Annotated in this window: 12 protein-coding genes; 11 read left to right on the top strand and 1 reads right to left on the bottom strand. The window is 36.5% G+C overall.

The window, feature by feature from the left end; translation table 11 throughout:
- Positions 1 to 10: 10 nt before the first annotated feature.
- From ABU914_RS05970 to ABU914_RS05920, 11 genes are all read left to right on the top strand, one after another.
- Complete coding sequence (locus ABU914_RS05970) at positions 11 to 1,156, top strand: thiolase family protein (protein WP_379668873.1); 1,146 nt, start codon at positions 11 to 13, stop codon at positions 1,154 to 1,156.
- A gap of 187 nt (positions 1,157 to 1,343) precedes the next feature.
- Positions 1,344 to 1,691, top strand: coding sequence for an SCP2 sterol-binding domain-containing protein (locus tag ABU914_RS05965; RefSeq protein ID WP_379668821.1), 348 nt, complete (start codon positions 1,344 to 1,346; stop codon positions 1,689 to 1,691).
- Positions 1,692 to 1,741: 50 nt separating this feature from the next.
- On the top strand, positions 1,742 to 2,647 hold the full coding sequence (locus ABU914_RS05960; protein ID WP_379668820.1) for a R2-like ligand-binding oxidase: 906 nt from the start codon (positions 1,742 to 1,744) through the stop codon (positions 2,645 to 2,647).
- Positions 2,648 to 2,862: 215 nt separating this feature from the next.
- Positions 2,863 to 3,699, top strand: coding sequence for an alpha/beta fold hydrolase (locus ABU914_RS05955; protein ID WP_379668819.1), 837 nt, complete (start codon positions 2,863 to 2,865; stop codon positions 3,697 to 3,699).
- 82 nt (positions 3,700 to 3,781) lie between these two features.
- Entirely contained in the window at positions 3,782 to 4,783 is a 1,002-nt protein-coding gene (locus tag ABU914_RS05950) for an NAD(P)/FAD-dependent oxidoreductase (protein ID WP_379668818.1), read from the top strand.
- A gap of 15 nt (positions 4,784 to 4,798) precedes the next feature.
- Positions 4,799 to 5,032, top strand: a complete 234-nt coding sequence (locus ABU914_RS05945) for a DUF362 domain-containing protein (protein WP_379668817.1) — start codon at positions 4,799 to 4,801, stop codon at positions 5,030 to 5,032.
- Positions 5,033 to 5,617: 585 nt separating this feature from the next.
- The gene (locus ABU914_RS05940; protein ID WP_379668816.1) at positions 5,618 to 6,238 is read left to right on the top strand and encodes a DUF6230 family protein; all 621 of its coding nucleotides are present in this window, start codon (positions 5,618 to 5,620) and stop codon (positions 6,236 to 6,238) included.
- Between the two features lie 246 nt (positions 6,239 to 6,484).
- Entirely contained in the window at positions 6,485 to 7,171 is a 687-nt protein-coding gene (locus ABU914_RS05935; RefSeq protein WP_379668815.1) for a hypothetical protein, read from the top strand.
- 56 nt (positions 7,172 to 7,227) lie between these two features.
- Positions 7,228 to 8,412, top strand: coding sequence for a DUF6114 domain-containing protein (locus ABU914_RS05930; RefSeq protein WP_379668814.1), 1,185 nt, complete (start codon positions 7,228 to 7,230; stop codon positions 8,410 to 8,412).
- Between the two features lie 27 nt (positions 8,413 to 8,439).
- Positions 8,440 to 10,020 carry a hypothetical protein gene (locus ABU914_RS05925; RefSeq protein WP_379668813.1) on the top strand — a complete coding sequence of 527 codons (1,581 nt, stop codon included), beginning with the start codon at positions 8,440 to 8,442 and terminating at the stop codon, positions 10,018 to 10,020.
- 58 nt (positions 10,021 to 10,078) lie between these two features.
- On the top strand, positions 10,079 to 10,696 hold the full coding sequence (locus tag ABU914_RS05920; protein ID WP_379668812.1) for a hypothetical protein: 618 nt from the start codon (positions 10,079 to 10,081) through the stop codon (positions 10,694 to 10,696).
- A 238-nt stretch (positions 10,697 to 10,934) separates the two neighbouring features.
- Here the strand turns inward: ABU914_RS05920 and ABU914_RS05915 are convergent, their stop codons facing one another.
- Positions 10,935 to 12,455: a response regulator transcription factor gene (locus ABU914_RS05915; RefSeq protein ID WP_379668811.1), complete on the bottom strand. Its 1,521-nt coding sequence runs from the start codon at positions 12,453 to 12,455 to the stop codon at positions 10,935 to 10,937.
- Between the last annotated feature and the right edge of the window lie 308 nt (positions 12,456 to 12,763).

The following is a 12,763-nucleotide window of genomic DNA, read 5'->3' as shown; positions in this document are numbered from 1 at the left end:
TGGAAAGATGATGAGAGAAGTAGTCATTGTCGATGCGGTTCGGACCGCAGTCGGCCGACGGAAAGGCACATTTTCAAAAACACATCCTGTTGATATTCTCGTTCCTGTACTGAAGCAACTCGTCGAACGAAACGGAATTGAAGCGGGAGATGTGGAAGACGTTGTAACAGGCTGTGTTACGATGACGGGCGAACAAGGTGGGAATATTGGACGTCAAGCTGTACTTGCGGCTGGTTTTCCAGTGGAAGTCCCTTCATTCTCATTAAATCGCATGTGTGGTTCGAGTCAGCAAGCCATTCATAATGCCGCACAAGCAATTCTTGCTGGTGATCATGATATCGCAATCGCTTGTGGAGTTGAAAACATGACACGTGTAAAAATGGGTAGTGACATGGGACGATTTAGCCGCGATTTAACACGTAAATACAACATCGTTCCGCAAGGGATTTCCGCAGAAATGATTGCGAAGAAATGGAATTTGACACGTGAAGAGCTTGATGAATTTTCATTGCAGAGTCATGAGAGGGCGGCAGAAGCGACAGATAAAGGGATGTTTGAACGTGAAATTATTCCAGTTGAAGTAAAGGACGAGGATGGAAATATCGTTACATTCGATAAAGACGAAGGAATTCGTCGTGACACATCGTTAGAAAAACTTGCAAGCTTAACCCCGTCATTCCAACCGAAAGACGGAGTTGTCACAGCAGGAAATTCAAGTCAAGTGAGTGATGGAGCTGCTGGCTTGTTGCTCATGTCTGGAGACAAGGCAGAAGAACTCGGCTTAAAGCCGCGAGCACGTATCGTTGCACGTGTTGCTGTCGGGGAAGATCCAATTATTATGTTAACAGGCATCATTCCAGCAACACGCAAAGTGTTGCAAAAAGCAGGCTTGACGTTCGATCAAATTGACATCTTTGAAGTGAACGAAGCATTTGCGTCCGTTTATAAAGCGTGGGAGCGTGAGTTTGAGCCTGACGTGAGCAAAGTAAATCCGCGTGGAGGTGCAATTGCGATCGGACACCCGCTTGGAGGAAGTGGTGCTAGAATTGCAACAACCTTGTTGCACACACTTGAAGATACAGGAGGAAAATACGGTCTCCAAGTGATGTGTATCGGATTTGGGATGGCAACAGCAACGATTATAGAACGATTATAAGTCTAACTTAATAGTATATTACAAGACGGTGAGGGAGTGAATTTCACCTCGCCTCGCCGCTTGTCCATGAACGAACGAATGATGTGCTTTATCCGTTTTTTCATCAAAAAATAGAATGCCAATTTTTAATCGTTGGTCGTTTTTCACACAACATTCAATTTAAAATATTTTTTGAGGAGGTAGTGAGATGTCGCAACCAAGTATAAAAACTGTTTTCCAAATGATTGATGCAGCCTTAAAACTTGATCCGGAAAATTTGGAAGGATCTGAAGGAGTATACCAATTTAATATTACTGGCGATGATAGTGGGACGTATCAAATGATTATTGACGAAAATGGTGGTAAAGCTATTGAAGGTACAGAAAAAGACGCAGATTGTACGTTAACGATTAGCGATAACGATTATCGTCATATGATTGCAGGTACATTGAATCCGACTGAGGCATTTATGAATGGAAAACTAACGATTGATGGCGATATTGGATTAGCGTTAAAATTACAAGCAATTTTAAATGAATTCGCTCCAAGCGTGTAATGTAAGCCCTTTCTTTAGATTGAAAACAACAATTATAGGAGGTTAACAAAATGGTTCACCACGAGAGTTTCCAAACAGTAACAGGATCCATTAATTGGGATGACCCCATGTATAAGTTGTATGAAAAAGCGAAGAAAATTGGGAAATGGAATCCAGCTGACATCGATTTTAGTCAAGATGTAAAAGATTTTCAAAGCTTGAGAGATGAAGAACGTATCTCTGCATTGCCGTTAATTTCAGCTTTTTCGGCAGGTGAAGAAGCGGTTACGCTTGATATTCTGCCAATGATGCATGCGATGGCTAATCAAGGCCGCTTAGAAGATACGATGTATTTAACGACATTTGTACATGAAGAAGCAAAGCATACAGAAATGTTCTCACGTTGGCAAGAAGCTGTTGGTATTGCACATATGGATTTATCTGTTTTTCATACTGACAGTTATAAGCGAATTTTTTATGAAGCGTTGCCTGAATCAATGAATCGTCTGCTTACGGATGATTCTCCAGAAGCAGTCATTCGTGCAGCGACTGTTTACAACATGGTCGTTGAAGGAATTTTAGCGGAATCCGGTTACAATGCGTTCCGTGAAATTTTTAAAAAAGCGGGTTTTTTCCCTGGATTATTAGAAGGAATTGACTATTTGAACATGGATGAAGGTCGTCATATTCAATTCGGTATTTACACGATTCAACGACTTGTTGCGGGCAATGATGAACATTATAAAATCTTTAATGATTACATCGATGAATTATGGGTGCATGCAAAAGACTTTGTAAATTATTTAACACAGTTATCAGAACAGCAAGAAAAATTAATCACCTATGAATCAAAAATTAATATTGATCCGACGTTGTTAAAACAATTTGCCGAAAGACAATACAAAATTCGCAAAAGTAAAATTGATCGGGTCAGAAAATACGACAGTGTGGAAGAACTTGAAAAAGCGACACAGTAAAGTATGATTTCTTCCTATGCACATATTCCTAGTAAGCCATATAAGTTATCGTTCATCATAGTTAAGAATAGACCGTTGTTGACAATTTCCATCAATGGGGCATCCTTCGCTGATAGACAGTGATATGCCGTAATTGTAGGCTCATAGATAGCGAGATTGAACAGATCAAAATGAGGGGTGTTTAATGGAGGTCACTTCAAAAGGGGTGGTAATTTTTGTACGGAACAAAAAAGCAAGTGACGATTAACAATCTTAATTTTTCAATCATTGATGAAGGCACGGGTCCAACGGTCCTCTTTTTACATGGTTTTCCGGATTCATCGTATTTATGGCGGAAGCAAATTCCTACTTTCGTTCAAGCCGGATATCGGGTAATCGCTCCCGATCAACGTGGCTTCGGAGAGTCCGATAAACCGGCGGAGGTGGAAGCATATCAATTACCAAAACTAGCAAATGATGCGATTGGGATACTCGATCAATTGAACATTGAGCGAGCACATATAGTCGCACATGATTGGGGCTCTGTAGTTGGTTGGCTTATTGCCGCAATGTATCCGAATCGAGTGCACCGATTTGTTCCGCTGTCGGTGGGACACCCGTCCATTTTCACAGACTTTACAACGGATCAACTTGAGAAATCTTGGTATATTTTATTTTTCCAATTTCAAGACATCGCTGAACAAATGCTTAAGAAAAATGATTGGGCACTATTCAAAAATTGGTCTCGTCACCACTCTGAACATCTGAAATGGATCGAAGACATGTCTCGTCCTGGCGCACTTTCAGCTGCTTTAAATTGGTATCGAGCAAACTTTGCACCAGAAATGATGCCTGCGATGCCGCTCCAAATCCCGTCTATCCAAGTGCCGACGCTCGGAATTTGGAGTCGTAATGATGTTTTGTTAACAGAAGAACAAATGAAACGTTCCGGGGAAAAAGTCATTGGTGAATGGCAATATGAAAAGATCGATGCGAGTCATTGGATTCCACTAGATGAGCCTGCCATTTTAAATGATTTAATTTTAAATTTTTTCGAAAAAAAGAATGTGTGAAATTAAAAATTGTTAGAACGGTTTTTTACGATTTTGGACAAATACGTCTGTTAATTCCGTTAAAAAAATCGCCGGATAGGGTGTGGAAGCTTTGGATAAAAAAGAAATCTTTGATGTCACGATCATTGGTGGAGGTCCAACAGGATTGTTCACTGCCTTTTACGGTGGCATGCGCCAAATGAAAGTGAAAATTATTGAAAGTATGCCTCAATTAGGCGGTCAACTTTCTGCATTATATCCTGAGAAATACATTTACGATGTAGCGGGATTTCCAAAAGTTCGTGCTCAACAACTTGTCGACCAATTGATTGAGCAGGCTTCTCAATTTAAACCGACAATTGTATTAGATGAAACAGTTCAAGACGTGAAAAAACTTGAAGATCAAATGTTTAGAATCACGACAGATGCAAGTGTTCATTACTCGAAAACGATTATTATTACTGCTGGTGTAGGTGCGTTTCAACCGCGTCGTTTAAAACTACCAAATGCGATGGCCTATGAAGATAAAAATTTACATTATTTTATCGACAACCTTAATCATTTTAAGGATAAACATGTCGTTGTTTTTGGTGGTGGAGATTCGGCTGTTGATTGGTCGTTAATGCTTGAGTCAATAGCAAAACAAGTGACGATTGTTCATCGCCGTGATCAATTTCGAGCCCACGAAAGCAGTGTCGAACTATTAAAGAAATCAAATGCACAAATTGTTACCCCGTATGAACCGATACAGATCAATGGAGATGGGAAGAAAATTCAAGAAGTGATCATTAAAAAAGTAAAATCAGAAGAAACAATGCTCCTTCCCGTCGATGAAGTGATTGTCAATTATGGGTTTGTCTCTTCACTAGGGCCAATTAAAGAGTGGGGAATAGAAATTGAAAAAAATTCCATCGTCGTGAATACGAAAATGGAAACGAATATCGAAGGCATTTATGCCGCAGGTGATATTACAACATTTGATGGCAAAGTTAAATTAATCGTAACAGGTTTTGGTGAAGCTTCTGTAGCCATTAGTAGTGCGAAAACATACATCGATCCGAAAGCACGTATGCAACCACAGCACAGTACGAGTCTTTTCGGATGAAAGGAGAGAATGTAAATGCCATTTGTAATCGTGTCCCCATGTATTGAGGAGAAAGCGGGAGAGTGCGTAGAAGTATGTCCAGTTGACTGTATTCATGAAGGGGATGATATGTTTTATATCGATCCCGACCATTGTATCGACTGTGGAGCGTGTCAAACAGCCTGTCCAGTTGATGCGATTTACCAAGAAGAAGATGTTCCAGAGGAAGAATTTGAATTTATTGAGAAAAACGCTGCCTTTTTTAAATAATGTGAACGTAACTCAGGGTGTAATGAGTGTCTATGAATCCACACTTAAAACATTTGATAGATTTAAGTTTGATTTTATGGTTGGATAATCGAAACGTGTTAAATATAACGTCCCCTACGAAGTTAGGGGGTCGTTTTATTTTACGCAAAAAATGTAAAAATCTTACTTCTAAAACGACTGTAAAACTGATTTTATTAGCTTTCACTTTCATAAAATTGGAAATGAAAACAGAATTAAATGAGAATTTAGAGTGGCGACTACTCGTTCCTTCAGATTACAAACCATTATCCCCCTACAAAAGTAGGTTCTTTACTTACTATTGTTTAAAAGCACTAACATTATTTAAATCATTGATATATATAGATTAACACACTTTAATAATACTTAATTTACCATTGAAATGGAAAATTATTTTTAAGTAGTATAAAAACACTATTATTTATGGATAGATTTCATAAAATTTTAACGATATATTTAAATCAGAATACTTAGTTAAGTGATAGTTTAATAGAATGTCCAAAAACTATGAAAAAGGTATTTATTTTGGGGGAAATAGTAATTTTTTAGGATAGGAGGAAAAACAATATGGTAAATGCTTTAAATGTCAACATAAAACGTTTCAGTTTCGTTGCTGGGGCTGGAACTATTGGTCTAATTGCATTGCTAGTCACGTTACTCATGTCAGGTACCGTATTTGCTGCATTTCCACTTGCTGGGATTGGTGGATTTACAATCGAAGCGACGAAAATTAAAGGTGAGACTTTTGAGTTATATCCAGAAATTGGACCTACTGAAAAGAAAGATCCTTGGATGAACGCGGCAATTTACATTCAAGATGAGACTAATATTAGTAATCTTAAACTTATAAAAAATTTAAATGTTAGTAACGCCCTAGGAGAGTATGGTATTACTGATGTAGATATTATTGTGAGTGGATCAGGACAGGATATAAGTGCTAGAGGGCTAAGACTTAAAGTTACAGGTCTTCAAAGTGATGATTCACTCTTAAAAGAATTAAATATTACAGAAGGTACTGAAAATATGAAAGGAGATAAACAACCTTTTCTTTTAGCAGCAGATCAGTTGGAACTAAAGAATGCTGCATTAAACTCTCATTATTTAAGTGTAGGAAGTATTGGGATTCCAGGGTTAAAAATTCAACTTGTTCACAATAGAAATGACGGGACAAGTAAAGGAGGCTTTTAATACTAGCCAAGTCTAAAATTTATACTATCTATTTCCCCCAAAGTGAATGGGCAATTTGCTCGTAACCTTGAGCCTCTAGGGATGTTTTTAAATTAGTAAAATGATAGGTTAATCGATTTTGGTTGCATATTAAGAGATGGTACCCATCATGCTTGAGTTCGAAATACGGAATACTCAGCTTAATTCATCAAAAATAAAAGTTTCAAAATTAATTTTAATATCGAAAAATGCTGAGGAGGGTTAGCGGTGGCAATCCCTTTAAATGTAAATATAAAACGTTTTCTTATAACTGCAGTAGCTGGGATTACCGGATTACTCATCGTACTTGGGGTTCTATTAATTTCAGGTCGTTTGCTCCAAGCAATTCCACTTACAGGTATTGGAGAGTATGTCGTTGCAGCCGAAAAAATTGAAGGTACTGAGTTTAAAATGTTTCCCCAAATAGAGATGACTAAAAACTTAATATCAACAACAAATACATCGATTGAACTTGGTCATGCAACTATTGAAGGATTAATGTTAAAGAAAAATCTTAATGTTAGCGACGTGTTTGACTCTTATGGGGTATCGAATATTGATATCGTAGCGACATCAACCATCGAGATTACGGGGAAAAATTTAAAATTAAATGTATATGATGTGAAAGTTAAATATCCGCAATTTATAGATCTACAGGTGCAAGAAAAAAGTTCTGATATGACAGAGCGAAAATTGAAACAGAAAGTGCTCGGAATAAACATTGATAATCCACTAGTAGCTAATAAATTGCTGACAGATGAAAACCCTCAAGCTGTGTTGAAGGAGTTAGATTTAACGTCAGTCGACCTGTTATTAAAGGATGCCGAACTGACAACTCAGTATCTGTCTGCGAAAAATATCTTGATTAATCCGTTGGGATTACGAGTGAAACTGGAAAACAATCTAAAAGATTAAACCAAACGTTAAATCTAAAAGTAAAGACTAGAAAATGACATTGAGGGGTGTTTTTTATGAGAAAATTTAATATGAATTTTAGCTTATTGTTTGAAATTATTAATGCTGCAATGATTGGCTTAATAACGGGTTCTTTTCTTGGAGCTTTTCCATTTGGATTTGGAATGTACGGAGCCCTTGTTGGAGGTGGAGTAGGAGCGGTTTTTTTAACATCATTTATCTTATTATTACGTTTTAAAAAATGGGAAACAGCTAAGCTAATTGTGAAATACGGCAGTATTGGTGTTTTGCCGGGAGTGTTAATTGGTGGAAGTAAAATTATCGGATTAGGTATCACTGGGGCACTAACTTTTGGACTTATAAGTGCGATTATTTATGGTACAGCTGTTTATAAACTTGTTGATTATCATTCGAAATCCGAGAAGTATATTCTTTACCCGGGACATTATGCTGTTCTTTTTTTACTCGGTTCAATCAGTGTTTTTATTACAATTCTTGTCGTTGGTTTTCTTACGAACATACTAGATTTAGAAGCATTGATACTAGAATTACCGTTTATGTTAATAGTATCTTTAATGACTGGTATCTTTATATTTATCTATATCATTAGTTTTTTAGTGAAGAAAAGAAAGTACGTAACATGGACACATGCCTTTAAAAAAAGTTTATTCACGCTAGGTTTTTTACTCGGCCTTATAGTTCTTATTTTTGCAGCTATAGGTTTTACACGCTCTGGCTATTTTCCTTTAAATACAATGATTTATATTGTGGCAGGCTTTGTTATTCCATACACAATCGGACTTGGTCTACCATTGTCACTCGGTTATTTAATGGCATTCAATACAAATCGTCCTGTCATGGGATCTATTTTCTGTATTGTAGGAAGCGGATTCGTAATTTTTATTGGAATACAAGTGGCTCCAATGTTGTTGTTGCCGAATAGTGGATTAATGTGGGCTGGACTTATAACCGGATTGTTCATGCTTATGTTCGGTCTTTCAGCCTTGTTTAAACCTGAAACTCATTTTTTCGCAGGTACTTCAATTATTATCTTTTCGATTCTTTCATTTCTTGGTGCAGCTGGAGGTTTAATTATTGGTGGTCTACTTGGATTAGCAGGCGGGATTTTAATTGCATCATGGGATGGGTTAGAGAAAACGGTCAATCATGATCGAAACGAGAACACGTCAAACTCTTCAAGCAGCATACCAACTGTACCGACAGATACAGTAAGTAGCTAATTGCGACAGAAAAGAGAGGTAATTGGCATGACATTTTTAAAAAAGTCACAAACATTTGCGCTTATTAGTGCACTTGTTCTTACTCTATGCTTTCCTCCCGTTACAAAGAAAGCAGGGGCAGTTACACTAGAAAACTCCATCTATTACGTAAAAGTTGAAGAACTAAAAGGGAAGTCAAGTTTAGGTCAGCTAATAATTGGAGTAATCGGGGGATTGTTGACTGATACTAAGTTTAACTTTTCGGAAACAAAAATAAAAGGTCTGGAACTTTCGAAATTAGTGAATACGGAACAAGGTCCGATGGTGGTGACGATAACATCAGATAAGGAAGATGAGTTGATTGATGCCGGTGAGTTATACATAAATACTAGAAAAATGAATTTTAATTTTTGGCGTACACTTGGAGATTTACCTAGTTTGATAAGAGCAGGTACAGTTTATGATATAACTGCGAACGTAATCGAGTTAGAAAGCACCAATATTCAAATCGAAGACTTAGTTGTTGAAGTAAGTTTTGATCCAAATGAAATTGCTAGAATTCAAAATATGCAAAGGGCTCTTGAAGTTACAGAGCCTAAAGACAACATAGAAGAGCTTTTGTTAGCTTTAGATGAAGCAGAAGGCGGAAAATTAACGCAACAAACAAAAGACTATAAAGCATTGCTAACTGATCTCCCAATTCAACAAGAAAACACAAATAAAGTTGATAAAAAGCTTGAACAAGCAGAACGACAACAGTTACAACTTGATACTGATATTACACATTTAGAAGATTTAATTGACTTAACCGAACAGTTGCTTGGAGAGCCAAAGTTTGATGAAATGATTGAAAAAGCACAAAAACAGTATGAATTGGTTACGGTTCAATGGGATGAATTTACTTCGATACTTGAGCAAACGAGTGCACTAATCGAACACATACAGAATACGTTATTACGTTACACAGAAATTGTGAATTTGCGCTTTAAATATTTAAAAGAACTCGGTCTCGATGATTGGTCTAAGAGTTACCAACAATTAGAAGAGGTGAATGAGAAACTCAAAGGCACTATTAATATGCTGAAATTGCTTATCGAACGTTTACAGGCTTTAATGAAACAAAAAGAAGATCATTTCGAACGAATAAATAAATCATCGAAATCGTTGGAAGGCGTATTACATCAGAATATCCAAAAGTTAAATAGTACACAAGAGAAAGAGAGTATAGTAAATTCATTAATGAAACTGCTAGATAAAGAGCTTGAAAAACTAGAAGAAAATGATACATCGGTTCCTATTGATGAAGAGGAAAATCTTGAAGAATTACAACATGAATTTGAAAACGTGTTAATTGAACTGGAACAACAGATGGTAGATCTATTGAAAGAAAATGGTGATCAACAAAAAGAAGTTCTTAGATTAATGAGAGAGACATTAGCTATTTATTCATCACAGCTTATAAAATATTCGCAAGCGTTAAATAAGCAACAAAATGAACTTTTACTTGGTGATGAAGCCGAACAAGTTAGTGATCTAGAAAATAAATTGTCGATCATTGAAGCGATCATTGCTCGAATTGAGGAACTTGAACAAGAGATAATCCGTTTGTCAAGTAAAGGTGAAAAATAATGCCAAGAGAAAACTTGGGAAAGTCATGACTGCCGGGGTTGATGGAGGGAGGTACTCTATGTTAAAAGCCTTAAACATAAATAAAAAGCGTTTTTCCCTCATTGCGGGTATAGGAAGTATTGGACTCACTTTAATACTTTTAATATTATTGTTGACAAATTCAGCTATTGCTGCTTTTCCAATTGCGGGGATTGGTGGGATTGTCATTGAAGCTGACGAAATTTCAGGGACTCATTTAAAAATTTCTACCCATATTAGTTCAACATCAGAACATGACGATTGGGGTCAAGCACGTGTTGAATTAGGAACCGCGAATATAGCGGGTCTATACTTATCCAAAAAAATTGACTTGGAAGGAGCACTTAGTGAATACGGTGTGAAAGATCTTGATATTGTGATTACTCCAGCACCTGGATCCATTGTGACAGGGAATCAATTAACATTGGGGATTACAGGGCTTACTGCAACTTATTCTGACTTTCGTAATTTAAGGGTGGATGAAAATAGAAGTGCAAATGATCCGATCGATGTTTTTCACTTAAGCGCTAATTCATTATTATTAAACAACCCAAAGCTGAATACCCATCTATTGTCAGCCGAAAGCATTACCATCCCTGGCTTAAAGGTTAAGCTAATAATTAATAAAAATGACGGCACAACAATTGGTGGCTTTTAAAAAACCAGAAAAGGATAAAACATTTTCTGGTTTTTTGCTTTTTTAAAACTATCTAAATTGTATAAGGTTTGAGACAAGCAACGATTGAGATTAAGTGTAAAAATAAATTTTTAAATGTTAATCGTTATAAAACCGGTCCGATTCATTTATCGGTCCGGTATTTGGGTATAAAGAGATTGTTAAAGTGTAATGTGAACCGTGGCTCCAGCACTACAGTGAGCAGATAGTAAGAACGCAATTAAATAATACCTTTACGAATCGCTTTCACAATGGCTTCCGTTCGATTTTTGGCCTTCATTTTTTGCATAATGGTTGAAATATAATCTCGAACGGTGTATTCGCTTAAATGTAATCTTTGTGCTGCTTGATGCGTAGATTTGCCTTCTGCAATTAACTGTAACACTTCAATTTCACGTGGTGATAATTGTGCGATTGCTATCGCTTGATCGAGTTGAGACTCATCTGGACTAATTTTTGTTAATAATTCTCCAGCACTTTGTCCAAATTTCATCAGTGCAAGAAATGTTTCACGAGAAAGCTTAAATTTTGTTTTCGGACCTTGATCAACAATTGCTGCTCCGATTAGTCTGCTTTCTGAAGGAACATAAATAGGTACAAGTACAACTGATTCAAGCTGAAATTGTTTCACATATTGTTCGGGTAATCCAATGATCGCTTCAGAAATGTAAAGAGGTTGTATATTTTTGGCATGCTCACTTAAAGATTCCCAATGTTGTAAGTGTTTTTTTATAAATGGTAGATTGTTAATGTTTTCATTAATGTTTTGGATTGCTTCTGTACTTATCGAATGAGCGAAAAGCCCAACTCCTAACTGATCGATATTCGAATAAGCGAATAATGCACATCGTTCAAAAGGTAAATAATTTACAAAGCCCGATGCAATATTTTTCAATGCTTGATAGTAACTTTTTGAACGCATGATCCATTCATTAAATAAAATGACCGCATCCATCCATTGCTGTTTTCGTTTTGTCGCCTTTAATGCCTCTCTTCCTTCTAGAAATGTTTGGAGCGAAAACATAATAAACGGGACTATTTCAGATTCAGGCTCTGTCGAACAAAACAGTAACGTATAATCTCCCCAAGGAATCGGAAATACCCGACATTCATTAGTGTCAGAAGGTATCGATTCGAGCAAATGTTCAGATAATTTGAAAAGAGAATCTACGTAATTGAATTGAAGCACTTTATTTGGAATACTGTGAGATGAAAAAATGTCTTTCACTTGAAACCCTGATGACAGTCTTATGAGTTTTGCAGCCCATATTATAGGTAATTGGCGTGAACGTACAAGTTGTTCAAGAAATGAATTGAGATCCAATTCACGTTTTAATGTCGAGTCCGAAAAAATCTCTTCGTTTATTTTTGAAAATAAATACTGTACTGCCTGATGCCGATCATACGCGTTTCCAACATGGGATTTTATAACTTCGTGCACACTATTTTCTAATAGCGTGATATAAAAAACTAATTTGTTTGGCTCAACGGGTTGACAATTCATAAATTTTTTATCATTTAACTTTTTAAACAGACCTTCGATGTCGGTTTCTTCATAAAATAGACAATCTGATAACATGGAGATTACAATTTGAAAATCTTCAGGCGTTTTATTTTGTTTATCTTGAAGTTCTGATAGCCTAGATTTCCATTTTTCTTCAATAGGTTGTCGGTAATCGCGTACGATGTCAACTCCAGTTTCTAACACGTTTTTTAATTGTTGACTTAACGTTATTTGCAAATTTTATACCCCCCTTATGAAAATCTAGCGACTATTGTCGTATACGAAATGTGGATAATTGGCTACTCCTCGTAATTTGTTTAGTCTCTTTGTGAGAATTTTACAACATTTTAGTAAAATATGCTACATATATAGGGTGAAAAAATTCACTTTCCTACTTTTAACGGAATTGAAGAACTTGATTCCTTCTTTTATGATTAAATGGAAATCATATTTTCATCGGTATTTTTAAGGGAAAAAGGTAGGTGCATATCAATTCCCGAGAGTGCCACTGTTGGACTAAAAGCGGTGTCAAGTAAGGCAGAATG

Source organism: Pueribacillus sp. YX66, assembly GCF_041725775.1.
Lineage (GTDB): Bacteria > Bacillota > Bacilli > Bacillales > UBA6769 > Pueribacillus.
Note: the sequence above shows the minus strand (reverse complement) of the source record. Positions and strands in the feature narration are given on the sequence as shown.

Coding starts and splice junctions, on each gene's coding strand:
- ABU914_RS05930 (WP_379668814.1), top strand. CDS start 7,228: ATGAGAAAATTTAATATGAATTTTAGCTTATTGTTTGAAATTATTAAT.
- ABU914_RS05970 (WP_379668873.1), top strand. CDS start 11: ATGAGAGAAGTAGTCATTGTCGATGCGGTTCGGACCGCAGTCGGCCGA.
- ABU914_RS05960 (WP_379668820.1), top strand. CDS start 1,742: ATGGTTCACCACGAGAGTTTCCAAACAGTAACAGGATCCATTAATTGG.
- ABU914_RS05920 (WP_379668812.1), top strand. CDS start 10,079: ATGTTAAAAGCCTTAAACATAAATAAAAAGCGTTTTTCCCTCATTGCG.
- ABU914_RS05925 (WP_379668813.1), top strand. CDS start 8,440: ATGACATTTTTAAAAAAGTCACAAACATTTGCGCTTATTAGTGCACTT.
- ABU914_RS05965 (WP_379668821.1), top strand. CDS start 1,344: ATGTCGCAACCAAGTATAAAAACTGTTTTCCAAATGATTGATGCAGCC.
- ABU914_RS05945 (WP_379668817.1), top strand. CDS start 4,799: ATGCCATTTGTAATCGTGTCCCCATGTATTGAGGAGAAAGCGGGAGAG.
- ABU914_RS05940 (WP_379668816.1), top strand. CDS start 5,618: ATGGTAAATGCTTTAAATGTCAACATAAAACGTTTCAGTTTCGTTGCT.